General features: G+C 49.9%; 25 protein-coding genes and 1 riboswitch. Of the genes, 23 read left to right on the top strand and 2 right to left on the bottom strand.

What is annotated here, in order from left to right; genetic code table 11:
- From AAIG11_RS14315 to AAIG11_RS14385, 15 genes are all read left to right on the top strand, one after another.
- On the top strand, window positions 1-210 hold a 210-nt coding region (locus tag AAIG11_RS14315), incomplete at its 5' end, for a hypothetical protein (protein WP_343186914.1).
- 247 nt (window positions 211-457) lie between these two features.
- Window positions 458-1,570, top strand: coding sequence for an aldo/keto reductase (locus AAIG11_RS14320; protein ID WP_343186915.1), 1,113 nt, complete (start codon window positions 458-460; stop codon window positions 1,568-1,570).
- Window positions 1,571-1,688: 118 nt separating this feature from the next.
- Complete coding sequence (locus AAIG11_RS14325; RefSeq protein WP_343186916.1) at window positions 1,689-1,886, top strand: hypothetical protein; 198 nt, start codon at window positions 1,689-1,691, stop codon at window positions 1,884-1,886.
- 142 nt (window positions 1,887-2,028) lie between these two features.
- Window positions 2,029-2,130: riboswitch (purine riboswitch) on the top strand.
- Window positions 2,131-2,238: 108 nt separating this feature from the next.
- Window positions 2,239-3,705 (top strand): IMP dehydrogenase, encoded by a 1,467-nt coding sequence (guaB, locus tag AAIG11_RS14330; RefSeq protein ID WP_343186917.1) that lies wholly within the window; start codon window positions 2,239-2,241, stop codon window positions 3,703-3,705.
- 106 nt (window positions 3,706-3,811) lie between these two features.
- Entirely contained in the window at window positions 3,812-5,344 is a 1,533-nt protein-coding gene (gene guaA, locus AAIG11_RS14335; protein WP_343186918.1) for a glutamine-hydrolyzing GMP synthase, read from the top strand.
- A 377-nt stretch (window positions 5,345-5,721) separates the two neighbouring features.
- A complete protein-coding gene (locus AAIG11_RS14340) occupies window positions 5,722-6,126 on the top strand; it encodes a GFA family protein (protein ID WP_343186919.1) in 405 nt (134 codons plus the stop codon).
- A gap of 216 nt (window positions 6,127-6,342) precedes the next feature.
- Window positions 6,343-6,981 (top strand): GNAT family N-acetyltransferase, encoded by a 639-nt coding sequence (locus tag AAIG11_RS14345; protein WP_343186920.1) that lies wholly within the window; start codon window positions 6,343-6,345, stop codon window positions 6,979-6,981.
- Between the two features lie 168 nt (window positions 6,982-7,149).
- Complete coding sequence (locus tag AAIG11_RS14350) at window positions 7,150-7,905, top strand: class I SAM-dependent methyltransferase (RefSeq protein WP_343186921.1); 756 nt, start codon at window positions 7,150-7,152, stop codon at window positions 7,903-7,905.
- Window positions 7,906-8,021: 116 nt separating this feature from the next.
- Window positions 8,022-8,480, top strand: coding sequence for a GNAT family N-acetyltransferase (locus tag AAIG11_RS14355; protein ID WP_343186922.1), 459 nt, complete (start codon window positions 8,022-8,024; stop codon window positions 8,478-8,480).
- Between the two features lie 70 nt (window positions 8,481-8,550).
- The gene (locus AAIG11_RS14360; protein WP_343186923.1) at window positions 8,551-8,694 is read left to right on the top strand and encodes a VOC family protein; all 144 of its coding nucleotides are present in this window, start codon (window positions 8,551-8,553) and stop codon (window positions 8,692-8,694) included.
- 38 nt (window positions 8,695-8,732) lie between these two features.
- Window positions 8,733-9,452 (top strand): DUF5131 family protein, encoded by a 720-nt coding sequence (locus AAIG11_RS14365; protein WP_343186924.1) that lies wholly within the window; start codon window positions 8,733-8,735, stop codon window positions 9,450-9,452.
- Between the two features lie 92 nt (window positions 9,453-9,544).
- On the top strand, window positions 9,545-10,651 hold the full coding sequence (locus AAIG11_RS14370; RefSeq protein WP_343186925.1) for an IS1096 element passenger TnpR family protein: 1,107 nt from the start codon (window positions 9,545-9,547) through the stop codon (window positions 10,649-10,651).
- Between the two features lie 389 nt (window positions 10,652-11,040).
- Window positions 11,041-11,583: a TetR/AcrR family transcriptional regulator gene (locus AAIG11_RS14375; RefSeq protein WP_343186926.1), complete on the top strand. Its 543-nt coding sequence runs from the start codon at window positions 11,041-11,043 to the stop codon at window positions 11,581-11,583.
- 351 nt (window positions 11,584-11,934) lie between these two features.
- Window positions 11,935-12,645, top strand: coding sequence for an ABC transporter ATP-binding protein (locus tag AAIG11_RS14380; RefSeq protein ID WP_343186927.1), 711 nt, complete (start codon window positions 11,935-11,937; stop codon window positions 12,643-12,645).
- Window positions 12,642-13,886 (top strand): ABC transporter permease, encoded by a 1,245-nt coding sequence (locus tag AAIG11_RS14385; RefSeq protein WP_343186928.1) that lies wholly within the window; start codon window positions 12,642-12,644, stop codon window positions 13,884-13,886. Before AAIG11_RS14380 ends, AAIG11_RS14385 begins: the two co-directional genes overlap by 4 nt.
- 102 nt (window positions 13,887-13,988) lie before the next feature.
- Here the strand turns inward: AAIG11_RS14385 and AAIG11_RS14390 are convergent, their stop codons facing one another.
- Together AAIG11_RS14390 and AAIG11_RS14395 are read right to left on the bottom strand one after the other, a co-directional pair.
- Entirely contained in the window at window positions 13,989-15,098 is a 1,110-nt protein-coding gene (locus tag AAIG11_RS14390) for a DUF1648 domain-containing protein (RefSeq protein ID WP_343186929.1), read from the bottom strand.
- Window positions 15,098-15,490, bottom strand: a complete 393-nt coding sequence (locus AAIG11_RS14395; protein ID WP_343186930.1) for a GntR family transcriptional regulator — start codon at window positions 15,488-15,490, stop codon at window positions 15,098-15,100. Before AAIG11_RS14395 ends, AAIG11_RS14390 begins: the two co-directional genes overlap by 1 nt.
- A gap of 471 nt (window positions 15,491-15,961) precedes the next feature.
- Here AAIG11_RS14395 and AAIG11_RS14400 point away from each other — a divergent pair, with 471 nt between their 5' ends.
- The 8 genes from AAIG11_RS14400 to purD all read left to right on the top strand — a co-directional run bounded on the left by AAIG11_RS14400 (window position 15,962) and on the right by purD (window position 24,632).
- Window positions 15,962-17,149, top strand: a complete 1,188-nt coding sequence (locus tag AAIG11_RS14400; protein ID WP_343186931.1) for a 5-(carboxyamino)imidazole ribonucleotide synthase — start codon at window positions 15,962-15,964, stop codon at window positions 17,147-17,149.
- Complete coding sequence (gene purE, locus AAIG11_RS14405; protein WP_343186932.1) at window positions 17,149-17,712, top strand: 5-(carboxyamino)imidazole ribonucleotide mutase; 564 nt, start codon at window positions 17,149-17,151, stop codon at window positions 17,710-17,712. Before AAIG11_RS14400 ends, purE begins: the two co-directional genes overlap by 1 nt.
- The gene (gene purC / locus AAIG11_RS14410) at window positions 17,709-18,488 is read left to right on the top strand and encodes a phosphoribosylaminoimidazolesuccinocarboxamide synthase (RefSeq protein ID WP_343186933.1); all 780 of its coding nucleotides are present in this window, start codon (window positions 17,709-17,711) and stop codon (window positions 18,486-18,488) included. Before purE ends, purC begins: the two co-directional genes overlap by 4 nt.
- Window positions 18,489-18,493: 5 nt before the next feature.
- Complete coding sequence (gene purF / locus AAIG11_RS14415; RefSeq protein ID WP_343186934.1) at window positions 18,494-19,963, top strand: amidophosphoribosyltransferase; 1,470 nt, start codon at window positions 18,494-18,496, stop codon at window positions 19,961-19,963.
- Window positions 19,956-20,993: a phosphoribosylformylglycinamidine cyclo-ligase gene (purM, locus tag AAIG11_RS14420; RefSeq protein ID WP_343186935.1), complete on the top strand. Its 1,038-nt coding sequence runs from the start codon at window positions 19,956-19,958 to the stop codon at window positions 20,991-20,993. Before purF ends, purM begins: the two co-directional genes overlap by 8 nt.
- A complete protein-coding gene (gene purN, locus AAIG11_RS14425; protein ID WP_343186936.1) occupies window positions 20,936-21,613 on the top strand; it encodes a phosphoribosylglycinamide formyltransferase in 678 nt (225 codons plus the stop codon). Before purM ends, purN begins: the two co-directional genes overlap by 58 nt.
- Complete coding sequence (purH, locus tag AAIG11_RS14430) at window positions 21,610-23,163, top strand: bifunctional phosphoribosylaminoimidazolecarboxamide formyltransferase/IMP cyclohydrolase (protein WP_343186937.1); 1,554 nt, start codon at window positions 21,610-21,612, stop codon at window positions 23,161-23,163. The genes purN and purH overlap by 4 nt, the downstream gene beginning before the upstream one ends.
- Before the next feature lie 215 nt (window positions 23,164-23,378).
- Window positions 23,379-24,632, top strand: a complete 1,254-nt coding sequence (gene purD, locus AAIG11_RS14435; RefSeq protein ID WP_343186938.1) for a phosphoribosylamine--glycine ligase — start codon at window positions 23,379-23,381, stop codon at window positions 24,630-24,632.
- The last annotated feature ends 88 nt before the right edge of the window (window positions 24,633-24,720 follow it).

The following is a 24,720-nucleotide window of genomic DNA, read 5'->3' on the forward strand; positions in this document are numbered from 1 at the left end:
CCAAGCAACACCAAGCAACACCAAGCAACACCAAGCAACACCAAGCAACACCAAGCAACACCAAGCAACACCAAGCAACACCAAGCAACACCAAGCAACACCAAGCAACACCAAGCAACACCAAGCAACACCAAGCAGGTTGATGTTCCGGTTTTTAAGGAACAGCTGCAGGGAATGAAACTGCAGTCAATCGTTGAAAGAGGGTATTGAATGAGTTTCTGCATCGAAGGAGTGGCAGAGTTGCAGTATCTGTCCCAAAAGAGAGGATTCATTATCGGATAACCGGATTCCAAGGAAATTTGACGGAGTCCGGTTATTACTTTTTTGGCGAATAAGGCTCTTTCGGGCATATGTGAGAACACGCACACCATCCAAGTGACCGATGGCGGCGCTGGACGTGTTGGTGTTGATTCGATATAATGAAACCATCACCGCCAGAAAACAGGAGGAATCAGCAATGATCTATCGACCTTATGGCAAAACAGGCAAGGAAGTATCTGTCATTGGTTTCGGGGGCATGCGCTTTGGAGACGATGATGATTATGCGGCAGAAGTAGTGCGTTATGCCAGTGAAAAGGGGATCAACTACTTCGACACAGCACCCTTCTATTGCGATGACCGTAGTGAATCCATCTTTGGCAAAGCCTTCAAAAAAATGCCCAACCCGTACTTTGTTTCCACCAAAAGCATGATTCGCAAAGAAAAAACAGCGGATGAAGTGCGTACCCGCATCGAAAAATCCCTGGGCCGCCTGGGCGTTGATAAAATCAACTTCTTTCACATGTGGTGTCTGATGGATCTTGACCAGTATCGGCGGGTCATGGCTCCCGGCGGCCCCTATGAAGGGGCCATGAAAGCAAAAGCCGAAGGGCTGGTGGATCATGTTGTCTTCTCCACCCACTGTACCGGCAAAGATATACGCACCATCATTGAAGATGACGTCTTTGAAGGAGTATTGCTGGGCTATAATGTCATTAATCATCCCTTTCGGCAGGAAGGGGTTCAGGCAGCCTTGGAGCATCAGCTGGGAGTGGTGACCATGAACCCCCTGAGTGGTGGGCTTATTCCCCGTTACCAGGATCACTTCAGCTTTATTCGGGAATATGATGAAGAAAGCACCGTGCAGGCTGCCCTGCGCTTTAACGCGGCACAACCAGGCATTACGGTGGTGCTGGCGGGGATGGGCAGCAAAGAAGAGGTGGACGAGAATACCGCTGCTGTGACACGCCCGCTGAAGGTATCAGAGACAAAACGTCGGGAAATTTCCGGAAAGCTGACTGAAAAATTGGATACCCTCTGCACCAATTGCCAGTATTGCCGGGAAAAGAAATGTCCGTCAAAAATCAAAATGAACCTTTACATGGAAGCCTATAATCTGTCGCTGCTCATCAACTCCGAAGAAACTCTCCGACAGCTGGACTGGTATCATGACCGGGGTGAGTTGAAAGTGGAAGACGGGCTTCCGGGAGACTGCATTGCCTGTGGTATTTGCGAAACCCTGTGCACCCAAAAACTGCCCATCATTCAGAGATTGGGAGTGGTGCAGGAGATGCTGGACCAACGTTCATAGGCTTGCGCGGCAGCAAAATGAAGATGGGACTGACAACAGCAACAGGCACTGGTATGGCATAAAACTCCAGAGAGTGTGGTTAAACTGCAAAGGTGATCAACAGAGAGGAGACATTCAGATGAAAGAGGCATCACGATCTGTAAGCATCAAAGGCCACGAACTTGCCTGCCCTGTTTGCGGCGGCAGTGATTTTTGGGAACGGGAGACCCTGATGAATACTGCGGGTGCCACCTTCCTTGGATTCGACTGGGCCAACAAAACCGCCACTAACTATGTGTGTGATCACTGTGGTTATGTTTACTGGTTTTTGATGTAGTCAGATGCAACTGTTGAAATGCAAGATATTTCCGAACCTTTCACCTCCTATTGACATGGCTCATTTCCTCTGATAAGCTTGAGGACAACCATCACACCCCCCCCTTTTTGCCCTGAGCCGAAACCGGCTTACAGGCGCTGCTCAAACTGAATGATGTTGCACTCATATAATGCCACTAATACGGAATGGCAGTCTCTACAAAGGAACCGTAAATTCCTTTTCTATGGGTGAATTGTTGTTATTGGAAGAAACATGTCCACTAACCCTTTTCTCCCGCGCATTGGTGATGAAATCGGTTGGTGGATTTTTTTGACAGGAAAGAGGCATCGGTCACGTGAAGGAGGAAATAAAGATGAACAAAATCATGAAAGAGGGACTCACCTTTGATGATGTGCTGCTGATTCCAGGCGCATCAGAAGTGTTACCCGCCCAGGTGGATCTACACACCCGTTTAACACCCTCTCTTAAACTGAACATCCCGCTTCTCAGTGCCGGTATGGATACCGTCACAGAAGGCAAAATGGCCATTTCAATGGCTCGGGAGGGCGGCATTGGCATTATCCACAAAAACATGACCATTGAAGAACAGGCATTGGAAGTGGATAAAGTCAAACGAAGTGAACACGGCGTGATTGTGGATCCTTTCTTTTTGTCTCCTGACCATGCCGTTTCAGACGCGCTTGAGCTCATGGAGCGCTACCATATCTCCGGGGTTCCCATCACCGTGAAGGGAAAACTGGTGGGAATCATCACCAATCGGGATATCCGCTTTGTGAGAGACTATGACAAGCTCATCGAAGAGGTCATGACCAAGGAAAACCTGGTGACTGCCAAAGAAGGTGTCACCATGGATGAAGCCAAGGAAGTGCTCATGATCCATAAAATCGAAAAGCTGCCCATTATCGACGATCATGGCATGCTCAAAGGCCTCATCACCATTAAAGACATTGAAAAAGCCATCAAGTACCCCAATTCCGCCAAAGACGACAAGGGTCGGCTGCTGGTGGGTGCTGCTGTAGGCGTCACAGCAGACATGCTGGAACGGGTACAGGCGCTGGTGCGCTCCAAGGTGGATGTGGTGGTGGTGGACACTGCTCACGGCCACTCCAAAGGCGTGCTGGAGGCTGTGGCCATCATTCGAAAGCAATTCCCAGAGCTTCAGATTATTGGCGGCAACGTTGCCACGGCAGAAGGCACTGAAGCCCTCATTAAAGCGGGTGTCAATGCGGTGAAAGTAGGCATCGGCCCTGGATCCATCTGCACCACCCGGGTGGTCACCGGTGTTGGTGTTCCGCAAATCACCGCCATTTATGACTGCTCCCAGGCAGCGGCTCCCCACGGTGTTCCGGTAATTGCGGATGGCGGTATCAAATATTCCGGCGACATCGTTAAAGCGTTGGCAGCCGGAGCCCACACCGTGATGATTGGATCTCTCTTTGCCGGCACCGAAGAAAGTCCTGGAGAAACGGTGATTTACAAGGGGCGCAGCTTCAAAACCTATCGTGGCATGGGCTCCATGGGGGCCATGAAAGAAGGCAGCCGCGACCGTTATTTTCAAGATCAATCTGATGAAAAGAAACTGGTGCCCGAAGGCGTCGAAGGCCGGGTTCCCCACAAGGGCCCACTGAAAGACACGGTGTATCAGCTCATGGGCGGTCTTCGTTCCGGCATGGGCTACTGTGGCACGCCCACCATCGACGATCTGCGCCAAAAGGCTTCCTTTATCAAAATTACCGGGGCCTCCCTTATTGAAGGACATCCCCATGATATCTACATCACCAAAGAAGCGCCCAACTACAGTGTAAGAGACACCGAATAAGGGTATCATTTATCAGGCAACGGAGACAGGTGATTAACGGGCTCCCGGCTCAGACGGTCAGGGAGCCTGTTGACACAAGAAAGACCAGTGAGGGAGGAACAAGTGGATGGAGAAAGAAAATGTGTTAATCCTTGATTTTGGAGGCCAGTACAACCAGCTCATTGCCCGAAGAGTGCGTGAATGCCAGGTGTACTGCGAAGTGGTGCCTTACCATGTTTCGGCTGAAAAAGTGAAAGAAATCAACCCTGTGGGGATTATTTTTAGCGGAGGCCCAGCCAGCGTGTATGCAGAAGGAGCCCCTCAGTGTGATCCTGCCATTTTTGACATGGGCATTCCTGTGCTGGGCATCTGCTACGGGGGGCAGCTCATGGCACGCCATTATGGCGGCAGCGTCAACCGGGCCGAAAAAAGAGAATATGGTAAAGTGGGTCTGCAGTTTCAGGGAAAATCCACCATTTTTGAAGGTCTGCCAGAGGGCCTCATCAGCTGGATGAGCCACACCGACTTCATCGACCGGGCACCTGAAGGCTTCAGTATCACCGCCACTACCCCCGACTGTCCCGTGGCCGCCATGGAAGACCCACAGCGAAAAGCCTATGCCCTTCAGTTTCACCCCGAGGTGGAACATACCCAGCAGGGAATCGACATTATCCGTAATTTTCTATACAAGGTATGCCAATGCACCGGCGACTGGACCACTGGCAATCTCATCGAAGAAGCCATTGACACCATTCGCCAACAGGTGGGAGACCGCAAGGTGCTCTGCGCCCTCTCAGGAGGAGTGGATTCCTCTGTGGCAGCCGTTTTGGTTCACAGAGCCATCGGAGACAAACTCACCTGCGTGTTCGTGGACCATGGGCTGCTGCGCAAAAACGAAGGCGATCAGGTGGAAGACCTCTTCACCAACAAATTCCACCTCAACTTCATTCGAGTGAACGCTCAGGAACGTTTTCTGGCAGGCCTGGCCGGTGTCACCGAACCAGAGGCAAAACGAAAGTTTATCGGCGAAACCTTTATTCGCGTCTTTGAGGAAGAAGCATCCCGACTGGGCGAAATGGACTTTCTGGTACAGGGCACCCTTTATCCGGATATCATCGAAAGCGGCACCGATACCGCCGCCGTCATCAAAAGCCACCACAACGTGGGCGGTCTGCCGGAAGACATGAAGTTTCAGCTCATCGAACCCTTCAAATATCTGTTTAAAGATGAAGTTCGGGCCATTGGCGCCGCCTTGGGAATCCCCGACGAAGTGGTTTGGCGCCAGCCCTTCCCCGGCCCCGGTCTGGCCGTGCGCATACTGGGAGAAATCACCGAAGAAAAACTCCACATTGTACGGGAGGCAGACGCGGTGGTGCGGGAAGAAATCAAAAAAGCCGGCCTTGATCGTGATATCTGGCAGTACTTCGCTGTGCTTCCAGGCATCAAAAGCGTGGGAGTCATGGGAGATGAACGCACCTACTCCCATACCGTCGCCATTCGCGCCATCACCAGCTCCGACGCCATGACCGCCGACTGGGCCCGCATTCCCCACGACGTGCTGGCCGCCATGGCCAACCGCATAGTCAACGAAGTTGATCAGGTGAACCGGGTGGTGTACGACATTACCTCAAAACCACCAGCTACCGTTGAGTGGGAATAGCAGCAAGAAAAATCGACAAGTCCCGAGAACACTGAGTGTACAGTGTTTTCGGGACTTGTTTTTTAATCACTGATGGTTGCTGATTGATTGACACGCTTTTCCGATTAATTCGAAATATTGTGGTGATATTACTGGATTTCTCGATATAACTACGGCATAATAGAAGCAACGGTAAGGGTTGAAGCCTTGGAAATCATGTGTATTGATAGTGTTACACAGAGAAGTAGATATTACCGAATCAAAGTTCGCAAATACCTATTGAAATGGGATGTAAAGCGAACTGAGTGGCGGGAATAAGACGTTATAGGTAATAAGCGCTTTAGATTTTGATAAAAAAGAGAAAAACTGCTACCCCGGCGGCTCGGATTGGAGGAAAAATGATACATTCAGGATCGTGTCTTTGCGGAAATATTAAATATGAGATAAAAGGAAATTTTGAAAACTTCTTTTTATGCCACTGTAAATCTTGTCGTAAAGATACTGGGTCTGTTCATGCTTCAAATCTTTTTTCAACAACAGCAACGTTAAAATGGTTGAAAGGAGAAGAAAAGGTAAAAACGTATAACCACAATAATTCAGGACATATAAAGAGCTTTTGTCCAAACTGTAGCTCTGCGCTACCTAATATACAAATGGATGGTAAACTACTTGTTGTTCCTGCTGGAAGTCTGGACACAGATATAGAAATAGTTCCTACTGGCCATATCTATTTAAATGAAAAAGCTAATTGGGATCACAACCTTGAAAAGATTCCACATTATGAGGATTTACCAAAAGAATAAAAATGTGTAGAAAACCTAAATTTACCAGAAATCGAGCATCGTTCGCCGCCATTGCTCATTTTATTACTACATACCAGCGCTTACTGTCTATAACAGCAGATATACGCTGCACCCTTCGGGCTTGGCCTTCGGCACATTCGGCTCCGCCGAACGTCGTATATCCGCAAAACGTTATATGCCATGCCCGACAAGAAGAGATAGGAGGAGAATAGAAGAATGGATTTATTGATACGGAATGAAATTCAAGATGATTACCGACAAGTCGAAGAGTTAACAAGGGAAGCTTTTTGGAATTTACATGTTCCAGGTTGTGATGAACACTACTTAGTTAATGTAATGCGTAGCCATCCAGATTTTTTACCCGAACTCGATTTTGTAGCTATTATAGATAAAAGAATAGTCGGCAGTATTATGTATACAAAATCTCGTTTAGTAAATGAACGAAATCTAAGCATACATACCATAACATTTGGTCCGGTAAGTGTATTGCCTGAATATCAAAAGAAAGGAATTGGATCTGCACTAATTAAACATTCAATCAAAGCAGCGGTTAATGCAGGGTTTAAGGCTGTTATTATTGAAGGGCATCCATATAATTATTGTAAGCATGGATTTGTTGGTTCGAAAAGTGTTAATGTAAGCGATTCTGAAGGTAGATTTCCGTATAGTCTATTAGTTCTTGAATTAGAGAAAGGGTGTCTACAAAATCATATATGGAAATTTCATGCCAGTGATGTTTACAATTTAGATGAAGAGGGGTTCTGTGAGTTTGATAAGCTTTTTCCACCAAAAAAGAAAGGCTATAAACCAACACAAGAAGAATTTAATATAGCGAGCAATGCATTTATTGAGTAAAAATGACTGAAGATGTCGGGCACGGAGTATAACAGCGTGTAGCCGGTTCGGGCGGAGTACCGCCCTCTCCCAAATTACCTTGGCTATGCTACGGCAACTTCAGCTACACGCAAACCGCTAAGTGCGATTACTCTAAAAATGGTTGTGAATAAAAGAAGGAGAGTTTAAATGACGGAATTAGAGTTACTAATCGATTTCCACGTGGATGCTGAAAGACAAGGCCCAGGAAGTGGTGAAGATACTTTAAAGGCCTTAAGCTTTATTGATATTAACCCTGAAGCATCTTTAAAAATTGCAGATATTGGCTGTGGTACAGGTGCTCAAACACTGACGCTTGCTCAGAACTTAAATGGCTGCATTACTGCGGTAGATTTATTTGCTGATTTCTTAACGAAACTGAATGATCGCGCCAATAAGTTGAACTTGGAAAACAAAATTACGACTCTGGAAAAGTCCATGGATGCACTTCCATTTGATAATGAAGAGTATGATATATTGTGGTCAGAAGGTGCCATATATAATATCGGATTTGAGTCAGGACTGAAGAATTGGAAGCGATTTTTAAAGACAAATGGTTATATTGCTGTGAGTGAAATGACATGGAAGACAAAAAACAGACCGAAAGAAATTGAAGAACACTGGAATAACGAATATCCAGAAATTGATACGGCATCAGGGAAAATAAAAATACTCGAAGAAAATGGTTTTTCGCCGGTGGGATTCTTTTTCTTGTCTGAAAAAAGTTGGCTTGACAATTACTATAGTCCCATGGAAAAGCGGTTTGATGCTTTTCTCCAAAAGCATGAAAATTCTGATGCAGCAAAAGCTATTGTAGAAGGAGAAAGACAGGAAATTGCCTTATACAGGAGGTACAAAGATTATCTAAGCTATGGGTTTTATATTGCTAAGAAATTACCTTCTTAGCGATTCGGGCTAGTGATCATGCGAAATTCTGCGGCGGCGTTCTAAGATCTCTTTAAGATTTTTGTCAAAAGACACGCACCAGGTGAATGCAACTTATTAAACGTAAGGGGATTGTGATGGATATCAAAATCATTAAAGAAAACAAAAAAAGGTTTTTGGATCTATTACTTTTGGCAGATGAACAAGAGAGCATGATTGATAAATATATAGAGCGAGGCGAACTGTTTGCTCTTTATGATGGGGATTTAAAATGTATCTGCGTGATCACCAGGGAAGATAAAGATACATGTGAATTGAAAAACATAGCAACATATGAAAAGTATCAGGGGAAAGGGTATGGAAGTCGCCTGATTAAGTATATATGTGAGCATTACGAAGACAAGTGTAAAAGCATCATAGTTGGGACAGGGGACAGCCCGTGGATCATTTCGTTTTATGAACGGTGTGGGTTTGTGCTTTCGCATCGGGTGAAGGACTTTTTTATTGATAACTATGAGCACCCAATGTTTGATAATGGGATTCGGTTGGTGGATATGGTTTATTTAAGGAAGAACTTCGAAGCACATGATGGGTAAAATGTACCTGAAGAGATCGTGTCACTTTTGGGAAGGATGTATGACTCGTGAGAATCGATCATGTGTCTAGATGGACCCAAAAGATAGAAACATTGAAAACGTTTTATACAGATTACTGAAAGCGGGCTATACAGTCATCAGTGAGCCACGGTACACCGGAGATGGCTACTATGAAAGCTGTGTATTAGACCCTGATGGAACCAGACTGGAGTAACGGTATAAATACGCAGATACATGAAGGGGAGAATGCCTGTGAACTGGGAGCCGTGGACGGGTTGCTACAAAGCAAGCGATGGCTGCGCAAATTGCTATTTTTATGGGCCGCATGCGAAGCGCTATGGTCAAAGCACCATACAAAAAACAGACAAATTCGATTGGCCCATCAAAACAAATGCAAAAGGCGAATACAACATCAAAGGAAACAAGATTCTTGCCACCTGTTTTGCAACCGACTTTTTTCTTCCGGAAGCGGATGAATGGCGCAAAGAGGTGTGGTCGATCATCAAAGAAAGAACCGATATCGATTTTTTAATTTTGACCAAGCGAATTGACCGTTTTCTGGTATCTCTCCCATCAGATTGGGGAACAGGATATGACAACGTAAACATGGGATGTACCGTCGAAAATCAGCAAGCAGCCGATGACAGGCTGCCATTGTTTTTATCCTATCCCATGAAGCGGCGGTTTATCGCCTGCGCCCCACTTTTAGAAGCGATCGATTTAACGCCGTATCTTCATGGCGTAGACCATGTGACAGTCGGCGGCGAAACAGGGCGAGAAGCCCGTGAATGTGATTATGATTGGGTGCTTAATATCCGTGAACAGTGCGTAAAAGCAAATGCAACCTTTTGGTTTAAAAATACCGGCTCGCTTTTCAAACGTGACAGCGTCGTGGAAAAAATAAACCCATTTAAGCAAGCCGGCATGGCGAAAGAACTTGGTATCAATATTTCAGATGGGAAAAAGTCGTGAAGATGCTGGCGATGAACATAATCACGTTAAGGACGGAGGGATCAGTTTAGGTGAAACTGCATTCAAAGGATGAAGAAAAGGTGATCAAAGGTATGAAAAAGAATCAGGACACCCATCAGATGCGCAGTGACCAACCCATTTTACTGCGGCTGGAGCTTCTAAACGAATGGTGCAGTGAGGAAGATATTGAAGTACTGATGAAATACGCCCAGACGACTGAACGGGGTACAATCGTGAGAGATGTCATCATTCCGTCAGATATGCACCTGCATCATCTCCATTACGCAATTCAGCGGCTCTTTGGCTGGCAAAATTCTCATTTGCGTTCTTTCGAACTGGATGAAAAAGACAACCTTCGATTGACGGGTAATCGTGTCAGGGAATGGTCAGAACTTGCAGGCATTCTATACCGTGGTGTACCCATTGATGAACATGACAAATTCTGGGATGATGAAGACTATACCGGTGGTAATTTTAAAATATGGCTGAAGAAAAAATATACTGGCCCCTATGCATATGGCGGTTATACGGAAGCGTATGATGTGGCAAGAGAAGGCATCAACATGTTGCTGAAGAACTGTCCAACAGTGGAAGTCAGAGAGTCTTTTTATGATTTTTATGAGAGAACAAAGAACTTGCCTCAAAGCAAAAAAGGCTCTGTCAAAACGCTTCGCAAAGCGCCAATGATGGATTTGACTTTGAAGGAACTCACAGATTCCATTAGTTTTGATTCAGATCTCTTTGAATTAATGGAAAAACTGGAGGTAAGACAGGTTCTTGGCACAACGGGCAGCTCGTTTGCAGCATATAAAGATCTCGTCAGCGGGGAAGGACACTTACATTCTGACATGCTCCCTAACCCGGTTACCAGCAAACTGGTGTACAAGTATGATTTCGGCGATAACTGGGTTGTTGAAGTAACAAGATACAGTGATCATGATACACTCCTTCAGCAAGGTGTGGTAGATCAAGAGTGGATGGACGAAGCCGTCGGCATTGTCGCGGAGAAGTATAAGCCGGTCTGCGTCCATAAAGTGGGTGGATATGTCATGGATGATGTGGGTGGAATGAGGGGCTATGCTGATTTTTTGCGGGTAGTTTACCTTCACGGCGACAAAGAGGAAAAGGAAGCGCTTAAAGAGTGGGCCACAAGCATGGGGTGGAGCAATAAAAAGGTTGCCCTGAAGAATATGCTTTAGGCGATCCCTTTTGGTAGTGGGTACATACTTGGTTGCCTGCCTGTGGATTGATCAATGCAAGCTTGATTAAGGTGAATATCCTGCATTTTTATATCTATTCATCAATAGCATATTTTACAGTCGATCAGTTGATTTGCAGATGAAATACCTGGAGTGTGTTTCTATAGTGGGCATTGGTGCTGATGATTACCACAAAATGGGAATTATCAGCAGACGAAATTCTGCAATAGTGTCAGTTCATGACGAATTGAAAAAAATCAATGCAACGTCAAAAAAGCGTTGCAATGTGAAAAAAAGAAGCGTATAATAAGTAAAAAACTAACGGTAGGTTGAGAGAGGTGTCAAAAGTGAGAGAACATGAATCTGCAGAACGTATCAAAAGAGTTTCCATGAAGCTTTTTAACGACAAAGGTTATGAAGCAACCACCATCCGGGACATCTGCAACGAGATTGGGATCACAGCTCCTTCGTTTTACTACTATTTCGATTCAAAAGAACTGCTTTACCTTCAAATGATCAAAGAATGCGAAGCATTGCATCAGGCTGTTATTACAGAAGCCATTGACAACTGCCCCAGCCAGATTGCCGAAGACCGTCTCAAGTACATTTTTGAAGCGTTGCTGAAGTTTTACCGGGATCACCCAGATCCATACACTTTCCTGTTGCGCAACACTCTCTTCCCGGTAGCTTCCATGAAAGAGAAGATCAGGGAAATGTCCAACATCTGGAAAGTCCAGTTTTCTGAGCAAATTGCAGGATTTGTGGAATCCAGTCAGAAACGCCGCATGCCGAAGCTGGAAGCGGCCGGTCTCATCAAGTCCTATCATCGATTCATCGTGGGATATGTACTTCAATTAGTGAATGGACTGCTGGAACCAACAGACGACGTTGCAGAGGAAGCATGGAATCTTTACTGGAACGGAATCAAATAAGCATCAATCAACAAATAACCATCCGAATGCGAGTCCCCCGGCAGATGCCGGGGGATTTTTGTGGATATGAGCCTGTCAGGCAACTAATACCAATGCGGGCTGGGGTGAAGGAGGATAACGTCTATTTCAGGAAAACCTTTGACAGCGATAGGCGTAGTGTACATTAACGGAAGCAACTCTGGCGCTAAAAACTCACAAATGATGTAGAAGTGAAGGGGCTGGCCTGATTAAGCAAGGTGAAAAATGGGTTAGGGGATTTGCAGTTGAGGAAACTGGTTAGCTCATGCATATGAAGACAGTATATTTTGGCTGGAAATATTTGACAAAAGGCAATAAAGGAGTGGAAGCTGTATGACCCGTATCATCGTGAAAGACCTGGCAGCAGGGTATGACAGAAAAGCGGTGTTGCACCGGCTGAACTTTGTGCTAAATGAAGGAGAACTGGTGGGACTTATTGGAGACAACGGGGCGGGAAAAACCACGTTGATGAAGGTGCTGACCGGTATCTTGCCACCCATCGACGGTGAAGTTAGTAAGAAAAACCCCGGCGACAAATGGGGACTTGTACCGGAAATTCCACAACTGTACTATGAAATGACTCTGCGGGAACACCTGGATTTCGTCGCCATGTGCCACCAGATGCCACAGGATGTTTATGAACAACGCAGGGAAGCGTTACTGGAGCAGTTCGTGATGACGGACCAGTTGGACAAGTTCCCCGGCACTTATTCAAAAGGAATGCGGCAGAAGGCCATGCTGATCTGTGCGCTGTTGTATCAACCACAAATCCTGTTTATTGATGAACCTTTTGTCGGGCTGGATCCCAAGGGTATTCAAGCGCTGCTTCAAGTGATGGAAACGGAAAAGCGCCGTGGCGCCACCATTTTCATGAGCACCCATATCCTGGATACAGCGGAAAAAGTCTGTGACCGTTTTTTGCTGCTGTCCCGTGGCAAACTTGTGGGATCCGGCTCAATGGAGTCGTTGCGCCAAAAATTTGGCATAAGTGAAGCTTCTCTCATGGAGTTATACATACGGGCAGTGGAGGTGGAACACTCATGAATGGCGCCTCATCTGCATTATTTGTTTTTTGGAGGAGGCGAATCAGAACCCTGGCAAAACGCCGATGGCAATTTCACCAGCTGTCTCTGGATAAAACCTCTCTCTTTTACCTGGTTCTGATGGTGACGGCTCTGTGGTTTTACTACGGCACGTCGGCTGTCACCGGGTTGGTGCGGTCAGTCCCCTGGCATCCCTGGATGGAAATGTTGACAGGGCTTATTCTGTTTTGGGGTTTAGTGGCAGGATCGCCCGCCACCTGGCTAAGGCTGCCAGACATTGTTTTTTTGCAACCTTTAAAACAGAAGGGACGAAAGTTTGTCACCTGGTCACTACTTTTCGGATGGGGCGTTGCAGGCCTCCGCTGGGCCTTGCTGTGCCTGGTGATCACATGGCTTCGCTGGGTTTTCCAACAACCTGGCATTCCATTTCTGCTGCTGTTTATCATAGGGGGATGGATGGTGCAGTGGTTATGGCGCATGGTGCAGTTGTGGGTAAGGCAGCGGAACGGTCACTGGACCCGGCGTTGGTACCGATGGATTTTTCGGTTCCTTTTTTATGCTGCAGCTTCCTTCATCATGTTCCGATGGCTGTCTCCTGTCTGGAGCATCCCCTCAATGGCGATGGGTTTGGCGATAACAGGATTCATCACCTGCTTCATCACCTGGAAAGTGCTGGTAAATTCCATGAACTGGCACCGGCTCATGGAGGAAGAAACGGATTTGCGCAGTCGCAAGGAAGCCGGCCTGTTGGGGGGCATGGAAACGGGAGCAACGGGAATCATCACCACCCAGTTTCCCTTTAAACGGACTCATCCTCTTCTGGCTCTTTCGCCGGTGGGAGGGTTGCTTCTTCGGTATTCCAGGCGTTTGGTCCGGCGAAGAAGGGAAATGCAGTTATTGGCTCAGATATTGCTGGTTTATCTCGCGGGTATCCTCTTTCTCGGGGACGGAAAATTCACTTTTGTTGCGATTGTTTTGGGGATGGGGGTTATGAGCCGGTATTTTCAGGAACAGTGGGATGAAGATGATGATGATCCCTGGATGTGCCATGGCGTCATGAGTGCACAGCATTGGCAACAAGCCAAAGCCGTCTCGCTACGGTTGGGTCTCTTCCTTCTTTTTGCTTTGCCGGCTGTTCTTGGTGCTCTATTGGGGCAACACTTCCGTCACCCGGTGATTGACCTGATGTTATTGACAGCCATAGGAGAGGGTATCGTTCGTTATCGTCGACATCGGCAATAAAGAGCCGCTAAATCAGCGCAAATACAGCTGAAATAGCAGCTCTTATAGTATCTTTAATTTACAGGATACGTTGAAGTTCGTTCATTAAATGAGATATAAGTGCTATAGATCAAACAGAATGCCGGCTGCGATCAGAAGCAGAAGCACCACAAAAGCACCCACTGCCAGAGGATTGGCAAAATTAAGAGTCCATCCGATGCCAAAACGCTTTTCAACCCAAAATGTCGGGTCGTCGGGGTTGAAGTAAAACATTCCCCACTTCCAGTAATGGTCGTCATCTACGGGAAGCAGATTTGGGTCAGCGTTTTCGGAAGCCTCCACCTTTACCCGTTCTGCCGATTGTCCGGTGAACCAGGCTGTCACAAAGATGCCCACCAGTGGCCCAGTTACTGACAAGCCGTGCAGCACATAATGACCGAATGCCGACATGTCAATGAGTTGCAGTACCTGTGCCTGCAGAATGGCAAAGTAGGTAACCATCCAGATAGCAGTCCCCAGGATATAAAGGCTCCAGCGCCAATTGGCGGTCTGGTGCTGGCGAACAGACATCTCAGGCCGGGAAGGGTCAATTACCTTCCGGGCTTTTTTGATGATCAGCATGATGAAGGAAAACAGTGCCAGCATGCCCAGTTGTGTCATGGGAAGCGCAAAAGCAGATCTGAAATCCTTGCTGGCCCATTGTGTGACTTCGCCGCCCAAATCTGTTTGTTTGGGAAGCAAGTCAGGCAATTGTGGATAAATCGATAGACTGATGAACCAGGTGAGTAGAGTGATCATTCCAGGCAGAATAAACCATGCGAAGGATAAATAATGGGACCGGCTCTCTTGGCTGGTGTCCACCACCACCCGCTGTTTCAGGTTTTTCGTCCACTGATGTGTTGCCTTTAGAGCTCTGATCCGGTTATGGGTCACCACATAATTGCTACTCAGCACGAGAATGGTGACGATTATACCACCACCGTAGAGCACATTGAAACTGTCTGTTACCTGTGAAACGACCATCGTGAGCAGCCAGCCCAGGGTGAAAAGAAGGGTGAACCGGAGACGGTATTGTTTTTTCTCATGAAGCAGTTCCGGTTGTTGATGAACCTCTTGGGGCACTGTGACACCGAAAAACAGGGTGCTTCGTGTGAACTCCGGCAACAGCATTCCCAGAACATATAAGGGAATAACCACGATGATTAGTTGGATCAGTAAAGGCGATTGAATCATTACTTAGACACCTCCTGTACATAAGACTGGTAAATGGTTTTAATAAGATGATGGCTTTCTTCCAGGGTTATTCCCCGCAGATGCGCCTCGGCAAAGAGAACTTCCAGTGTGCTCGTCAGGGATTCCCGGTAGACTTCGTCTGCCTTCAGGTTCAGCTCCGGGTTGATGATGACGCCGCTTCTTCGGTGAATCACCACCCAGTTTTCCTGTTTCAGCTGCTGGTACACCTTGTTCACCGTGTGAAAATTGATGCCGATATCAGCAGCCAGCTGTCTGACGGAAGGCAATGCTTCGCCAGGCTGCAGCTTTCCCTGGGCGATGCCGGTGATAATCTGGTTTTTAATCTGCTGATACAAGGGAGTTTCTGATTCAAAGGCAAGGGTAAGAAGCATAAGCAACCACCTTTCTATAACAGTACAATAATAATAAAACATACACTTGTTTTATCTGTTATATATACAATACAACAAACAAGTTCATTTGTCAATTATTCTTTAGATTAATGGTGCGCATATAGAACTGTAAAATATGGAAACGCGGAGAAAATACAGAACAATTAAACAAAAACTCAAATAGTTTTTCTGTAATGGACGCACATTAATACTGGTTTGATCAAAAATATTCTTTATTCTCTTTACTTTTTGATGCCTGTTTTGTTACACTTAAAACACGGACAAAACACGAATGATGACGAAATGGTATCAAAGAGTGGCATCAGGCACCTGCCATGGGTGCATGAACTTCTGCCGGGCAGAGAGCGAAGAGCAAAAGAAAGCAACGTCAAGCAAGTAAGGTAAAGGAAAGCGAGCAATAGAGTGTGAAAAGCCAAAAGAATCGATTGAAGAATGAGGAGGCGTTGGGCGTTGAATCAGGCAGAGATTGGTGTTGTCGGGGGTGGACAGCTGGGTAAAATGCTGCTCCTGGAAGGGCACCGGGCAGGACTCACCTTTGCAGTGCTTGACCCGGCAGTTGACTGCCCTGCGGGAGTGATGAGCCACCATGCCATTCAGGCGGCCTTTACCGATGAAGCAGCACTGGAAGCGCTGGCGGCTGCCAGCCGTCGTTTGACCTATGAATTTGAACATATTGATGCCAGGACATTGATGCGCCTGGAATCTTCAGGATGCCAGGTAATGCCTTCGCCGGAGACTCTGTACATGGTACAGGACAAGTTTCGGCAGAAGTCGTTTCTGGCATCTTGTCGTCTCCCCGTACCCGCCTTTATGAAGGTGATAGATGAAGCCGATGCCCGGAAGGCAGGGGAAGCTTTTGGTTATCCCTTTATGCTGAAAAGCTGCACAGGTGGTTACGACGGCAAGGGAAATGTCATGGTGAACACACCGGTGGACATACGCCGGGCCATCATCCTGCTGGAAGGAGGGGGCGCCCCTCTCATGGCAGAAAAATGCATTGACTTTCTCATGGAAATCTCTGTACTGGCTGCCCGGGACGAAGCCGGTCACCTGGCCATTTTTCCCGTGGGGCAGAACCAGCATCGGGACAGTATTCTCCACCGCACACTGGTGCCGGCTCCCCTGCCGGCAAAGGTGCTGGAAGAAGCGGATCAGCTGGCAAGAAATACCCTGAAACAATTAAAGGGGGCGGGGATTTTTTGCATTGAAATGTTTGTGGACCGGGATTCCCGGCTCACCATCAATGAAATTGCTCCCAGAACCCACAACTCTGGGCATCACACCATTGAAAGCTGCAATATTTCCCAGTTTGGCCAGCAGCTGCGAGCCCTTATGGGATGGTCGCTTTTGCCTCCCAGGCTGTTGCGACCGGCAGTGATGATCAACCTGCTGGGGGACCCCTGTCATGCCGGTAAGCCCAGTCTGACAGGTCTGAAAGAAGCCTTGGCGCTGGGAGAGGTTCACCTGCACCTCTATGGAAAGACCGAAAGCCGTCCCGGCCGGAAGATGGGCCATGTGACGGTATTGGCCGACACGCTGGAAGAGGCCCTGCTCCTGGCCGATCAAGTGGAAGCCCTCTTGCGCATTGAAGTGATGGAGACCGCTTCGTCCACTGAAATCAAAAAGGAGGAACAATGATGACATCAATCATGCCAACCATATCAGGGACAAAGCCCCAACAGCCCCTGGTGGGCATTATCATGGGCAGCGACTCCGACCTGCCAGTGATGCAGGAAGCTGCCGCGATTTTACAGATATTGGAAGTGCCTTATGAAGTGACCATTGTGTCAGCTCACCGTACACCGGAGCGGATGGTGGCTTACGGAAAAGAAGCCCGGGAACGGGGACTGAAGGTGATTATTGCCGGTGCCGGCGGTGCCGCCCACCTGCCGGGAATGGTGGCGTCTCTCACGCCCCTGCCGGTGATTGGAGTCCCGGTGAAAAGCCGGCAAATGAACGGGCTGGATTCCCTGTTGTCCATTGTGCAAATGCCCGGGGGTATTCCCGTGGCCACGGTGGCCATCAACGGGGCCCGGAATGCCGGGCTGCTGGCTGCCCGCATGTTGGCCTTGGGAGATGAAACCCTCATGGCCCGGCTGGACCACTGGATTCATCAGCAGACAGATCAGGTGCTGAAAAAAGCGGAAGCATTGGAAACTATGGGTGTTGAAGCCTTTTTGGAAGGGAGACAGGAACAATGAGCGAAGTGAAACAAGGGATGGAGACTGACCTGAAAGAGATTGACCTGAAAGACATTGAGATGAGGGACATGCTGTACGAGGGAAAAGCCAAAAAAATGTTCCGCACCAATGATGAAAAACAGCTGCTGGTGGTGTATAAAGATGATGCCACTGCCTTTAACGGCGAAAAGAAAGGCACCATTCTGGGGAAGGGTCAGGTGAACTGTGAAATGTCAGCCCTGCTCTTTCGGCATCTGGAAGCCGCCGGCATCCCCACTCACCTGATTAAATCCCTGACCCCGGGTCAGATGCTGGTGAAAACAGTCACCATTCTACCGGTGGAAGTAATCGTGCGCAACATTGCCACCGGATCCCTCAGTAAACGCCTGGGAGCAGAAGAAGGGAAAGTGCTGCCCCACCCCATACTGGAATTCTGTTATAAAAATGATGCTTTGGGCGATCCGCTGGTGAATGATGACCACATCACCGCCCTGGGGTGGGCCACGAAAGAACAGCTGGCTGTCATTCGCACCATGGCCCTAAAAGTTAATGAACTGCTGCAACCGGTCATGTTAAAGGCCGGGTTGCGACTGGTGGACTTCAAGCTGGAGTTCGGACTGTATGACGGGGAAGTGATTCTGGCTGATGAAATTTCGCCGGATACCTGTCGATTGTGGGATGCAGCAACCGGCAAAAAACTGGATAAAGACCGTTTTCGTCAGGATTTGGGACAGGTGGAAGAAGCCTACGAAGAAGTGTTGAAGCGGCTTCGTCAGGCAGTTATGGTGGAAAGGTGAGGGGTATGCGTAAAGAAAACCTGTGGCAGGAAATGGTTCTGGTGGATGAGATGGACCGGCTCCATGAGGAGTGTGGTGTGCTGGGGCTCTACCAGCCCACCGATGATCACACCGCCGAATTGTTGTATTACGGCCTCTATGCGTTGCAGCACCGGGGCCAGGAGAGCGCCGGTATTGCCGTTACCGACGGCAGCCGCACCCGATGGCATAAAGAAATGGGGCTGGTATCTGAAGTTTTTGGAGAAGGAGAACTGAAAAAGCTCACTGGCAATCGGGGCATTGGTCATGTGCGGTATTCCACCAGTGGTGAAAGTGACGTGGAGAACGCCCAACCCCTGGTGGTGCGCTACCGGGGCGGCAGCATTGCCATGGCTCATAATGGCAACCTGGTGAATGCCGGGCTCCTGCGGGAGCGGCTGGAAGACGCCGGGGTGGTGTTTCAGACCTCCATCGACTCAGAGGTGATTGTCAACCTCATTGCCCGTTACAGCAATGAAGGCATTCATCAGGCCATTCGCCGCACCATGGATCTGGTGAAGGGTGCGTACGCCCTGGTGATCATGAATGAAGAGTGCCTCATCGGTGTTCGTGACCCCCTGGGGCTTCGCCCCCTGTGCCTGGGAAAAACCGAGACAGGCTATGTGCTGGCATCGGAAAGCTGCGCCTTCGATGTGATGGGAGCCCAACTGGTGCGGGACATAGAGCCGGGGGAAATGGTCACCATCACAGAAAAAGGGGTGTCCTCAGAAATGTATGACACCCCGGGAAAACGGGCTTCCTGCATTTTTGAATACATTTACTTTGCCCGCCCCGACAGCGTCATCGACGGTGTGGGTGTCTACCAGGCCCGGCGGAATGCCGGTCGCATTCTGGCGGGAGAATGGCCGGCGGAGGCAGACATGGTGATGGCGGTGCCTGATTCGTCCATCCCGGTGGCCCTGGGGTACGCGGAAGCTTCCGGCATTCCCTATGGAGAAGGCCTGATGAAAAACCGATATATCGGCCGCACCTTCATTCAGCCCACCCAGGCTATTCGGGAACTGGCGGTGAAGTTGAAGCTGAGCCCCATGGCACAGAACATTCGGGACAAACGCCTGGTACTCATTGACGACTCCATTGTGAGGGGCACCACCAGCAAACGCATTGTGGAAACCTTGAAACAGGCAGGAGCCAAAGAGGTTCATGTGCGGGTCAGTTCGCCCCCCGTGGCCTACAGCTGCTTCTTCGGCATCGATACGCCAGACCGGAACCAGCTCATCGGTGCAGTGAAAACCATTGACCAGATTCGCCGGATTATCGGAGCTGATTCCTTGGGGTACCTGAGTCCGGAAGGCCTGGTGGCTTCCATTGGAAAGCCACGTCATCAGTTTTGCCTGGCCTGCTTTGACGGTCGCTATCCCACCGAAGTGCCGGTGCAGACCGGCGGGCAGGCAGAAAACCGTTTTCAACGGCTGGAGGAGGATCATCATGAGTAAAATCACATATCAGGACGCGGGGGTCAACGTGGCAGAGGGGCAGCGCACGGTGGAACTAATGAAGGAAGCCGTCGCCCGCACCTTCACCCCAGGGGTGCTCACTGGCATTGGCTCTTTTGGCGCTCTGTTTCAGCCCGATCTCACCGGCATGACAGAACCGGTGCTGGTTTCCGGCACCGACGGTGTGGGGACCAAGCTGAAGCTGGCCTTTCTCATAGACCGTCACGACACCATCGGACGGGATTGTGTGGCCATGTGTGTCAATGACATTCTTTGCCATGGGGCCCAACCCCTCTTTTTTCTGGATTATCTGGCCACTGGCCGTTTGGAGGGAGAAAAAGCCGCTGCCATTGTGGCAGGAGTAGCCGCTGGCTGTCAGGAGGCAGGGTGTGCTTTGGTGGGGGGGGAAACCGCTGAAATGCCAGGGTTTTATCCTGAAGGGGAATATGACCTGGCCGGTTTTGCGGTTGGGTTGGCAGACCGGAAAAAACTGGTCACCGGCGAAGGCATTCAACCGGGTGATCTTCTCATCGGGCTGGCTTCCTCCGGGATTCACAGCAACGGTTTCTCTCTGGTACGCCGACTGTTGCTGGAAGAAAAAACCTATTCCCTGGATGCGGTGTTGCCGGAACTGGAAAAACCCCTGGGGGAAGTGCTCCTCACTCCCACCCGCATATACGTGAAACCGATACTTTCAGTCATGAAGCATCACCACCTGAAAGGCATGGCCCATATCACCGGCGGCGGTTTTCATGAAAATATTCCCCGCATGCTGCCGGCGGGTTGTCAGGCAGCCATCCATCGGGGAAGCTGGCCGGTACCCCCGGTCTTCAAACTGCTGGCAGAAGCCGGCAACCTGGAAGAAGAAGATCTCTTCACCACCTTCAACATGGGTATTGGGATGGTGATTGCGGTTGCTGAAAAAGAGGCGGAACAAGTGCGGCGCGCTTTGGTGGACCAGGGGGAACAGGCGTGGATCATCGGCAAAGTGACAGCCGGCGAAAAGCAGGTGACCTTATGCAGTTCCTGAACATCAGCGTCTTGATTTCAGGCGGGGGCACCAATCTGGAAGCCCTGCTCCAGGCTATTGAAGCACAGAACATTCCTGCCCGGGTGGTGCAGGTGATCGCCAGTCACCCCGATGCCTATGGCCTCGTCCGTGCTCAAAATCGAGGGATCTCCACAAAGATTCTTCCGGTGAATGAACCGGAAAAAGCCGACAAACTGTTGCTGGAATGGCTGGAAGCGGCTGGCACCCAGCTGGTGGTGTTGGCGGGGTATCTGAAAAAAGTGCCCCTGGCGGTGGTGGCCGCATACTCCAACCGAATGATGAACATCCACCCCTCCCTGATTCCTGCTTTTGCCGGCCCTGGCTGGTACGGCATGAAGGTGCATGAAGGGGTTTGGCAGCGGGGGGTGAAGCTTACCGGTGCCACGGTGCATTTTGTCAACGGCGAGATGGATGGCGGCCCCATTATTCTCCAGGAGGCGGTGGCCCTTTCCCATGAAGATGACCCTGCCGCCATTCAGCAAAAAGTACTGGCGGTGGAACACCGGCTGCTTCCCCGCGCAGTGAGTTTATTTGCAGCCCAAAAACTCCAGGTGGCGGGACACCGGGTAATTCTAAAAGATGAGGTGAGTCAACAATGATCAAACGCGCATTAATCAGTGTATCCGATAAAACAGGCATCGTGGAACTGGCAGAAGCCCTGCATCGCCACGGCGTGCAGCTGATTTCCACAGGAGGCACCGCCAGACTGCTGGCAGAAGCCGGGCTTCCGGTGAAAGAAGTGGCAGAAGTCACTGGATTTCCCGAGTGCCTGGACGGCCGGGTGAAAACCCTGCATCCGGTGATTCATGGGGGGCTGCTGGCCAGACGGCCTGACCCCGCCCATATGAACACCCTGGCAGAAATGCACATCGACACCATTGACCTGCTGGTGATCAACCTGTACCCCTTCAAAGAAACCATGCTGCGCCCAGGGGCAGCCTTTGAAGAGGTGATCGAGCAGATTGACATCGGCGGTCCTGCCATGCTCCGTTCTGCCGCCAAAAATCATGAGTCTGTCACCGTTCTCACCGACCCCGCAGATTACCCTCAGGTGCTGCAGGAGCTGGCTGAGACCGGGGACACCACCTTGGCCACCCGGCGTGATCTGGCGGCCAAGGTGTTTCAGCTCACCAGCCACTATGACAGTCTCATTGCCGGATACCTCACCCGGGCGACCGGGCAGGCGGCGGAGGCAGAAGAACTTCGCTGGCCGGCAACCATGACCCTCACCTTCGAAAAAGCCCAGAATCTTCGCTATGGGGAAAACCCCCATCAGCAGGCGGCTTTTTACCGGGAGCCGGTGACCCTGCCGGGAACCCTGGCTGCGGCCCGTCAGCTTCAGGGCAAAGAACTTTCTTTTAACAACATCAACGATGCCGCCGGTACCCTATCCCTGCTCCAGGAGTTCACAGTTCCCACCGCCGTGGCGGTGAAGCACACCAATCCCTGCGGCGTGGCTTCGGGAGAAACCATTGAAGAAGCCTGGGAAAAAGCTTATGGGGCAGATCCACTGTCCATCTTTGGCGGCATTGTGGCCTTTAACCGCCCGGTGACAGAAACCGTGGCCCAGGGCATACTGCCCATTTTTCTGGAAGTGGTCATGGCACCGGCTTTCACTCCGGAAGCCCTGCAGGTACTGGCAGCCAAACCCAACATCCGGCTGCTGGAAATCGCCGGCATTGACAATGCCCTCCAGGGAACCCTTGATCTGAAACGAGTGCCCGGCGGCCTGCTGGTGCAGCAGGCGGACGATGCCCTCGCCAATCCTCTGGAGTTGAAAACCACCACAGCCCTTACGGATGTCCTGGAGGAAGACCTGCGCTTCGCCTGGAAAATCGTGAAGCACGTGAAATCCAATGCCATTGTCATTGCCAAAAATCAACAGACACTGGCAGTGGGGCCGGGACAGACCAGCCGCATCTGGGCGCTGGAAAACGCCCTGCGGAACACCACCCACGACACCCAGGGTGCTGTGATGGCCTCTGACGCTTTCTTCCCCTTCAGTGACTGCGTGGAAACGGCGGCCCAGGCAGGAATCACAGCCATCATTCAGCCCGGCGGTTCCCAGAAAGATCAGGAATCCATCGAAGCCTGCAATCGCCACGGCATTGCCATGGCTTTCACCGGCATGCGCCACTTCAAGCATTAGGGCATGTGATGAATCAGACAATCAAGCAATCAAATAATCAAGTAATCAATTAGACAACCAAACGGGCAGTTTCTAAAGGAAGCTTCAGCCTTTTCCTGAGTAGATCTTTTTCAAAGATTCTTTAGGTGTTTCAGTTTTTTAGAAGCTTGATTCATGGGATAAAACATAAATGATGATGGATATTGGATAAAATGATGATACGAGGAGTGTCCCACATGAAAATACTGGTCATCGGCAGCGGGGGCAGAGAGCATGCCCTGGTCTGGAAACTGAAACAGTGTGCCACTGTCAGCCGTCTCTACTGCGCCCCGGGTAACCCGGGGATGGCGGCTCTGGGAGAATGTGTCCCCATCCAGGTAGATCAACTCACCGCTCTTAGGGACTTTGCCCTGGAAAAACAGGTGGACCTCACGGTGGTGGGGCCGGAGGTGCCGCTGACATTAGGCATCGTGGATGAATTTCGCCAAGTGGGGCTGCAGATCATCGGCCCTGATGCGAAGGCCGCCAAACTGGAAGGCAGCAAATCCTACGCCAAAGACTTTATGATGAAATACGGTATACCCACCGGACGCTACGAGAAAGCCTTTACCATGGAAGAAGCCTTGTACTTGCTGCAGGATTTCTCCCTGCCCGTGGTCATCAAGGCCGACGGCCTGGCTGCCGGCAAGGGGGTGCTCATCTGTCAGACGCCGGATGAAGCCCGCCAGGCAGTGGTGGACATTCTGGTGAACCAGGTCTTCGGAGAGGCCGGCAGTCATCTGGTGATTGAAGCGTTTTTGGAAGGCACTGAAACATCAGTGCTCTGCTTTGTGGATGGCGAAACCATTCTTCCCATGGCCAGTTCTCAGGACCATAAACGTATCGGCGACGGTGACACCGGCCCCAACACCGGCGGCATGGGGACCTACTCCCCCAACCGGGTGTATACCAATGCCATGGCCCGGCAAGTGAAAGAAAAAATCCTCATTCCCACCCTTCGGGGTATTCAGCAGGAGAAGATGGACTTTCGGGGCATCCTTTTTGTGGGCCTCATGATCACTCAGGAGGGCCCCAAGGTGCTGGAATACAACGTGCGCTTTGGCGACCCGGAAACCCAGGTGGTGATTCCCCGGCTGAAAACAGATCTGTGCACGGTCTTCAGCCAGATGCTGAACAGGAACCTGTCGCGTCTTCATCTGGAATGGAAGCCGGAAGTGGCAGTGTGTGCGGTGCTGGCTTCCGGAGGCTACCCGGGCGACTATGCAACGGGTATTCCCATTTCCGGTCTGGATGAAGTGGCGGAGGATATACTTGTTTTCCATGCGGGAACCGGAATGGACGCAGAGCAACTGGTTACTGCCGGGGGACGGGTGCTGAACGTAACGGCCCTGGCTCCCACGGTTGACGAGGCCCGGGAAAAAGTTTACAATGCAGTGGAGCGTATCACCTTTGAAGGAAAGACCTGCCGCCGGGATATTGGACTGACTTAAAAGATGCCAGGGGTTGAGGCGGTGATTGCTGCCGCTTGAAACCATGGGCATGGTCCTGGAGCGACGGTGTTTCCTCAAAAGAGAGGAG

The sequence above is a fragment of the Anoxynatronum sibiricum genome (assembly GCF_039414295.1).
Lineage (GTDB): Bacteria > Bacillota > Clostridia > Peptostreptococcales > Tindalliaceae > Anoxynatronum > Anoxynatronum sibiricum.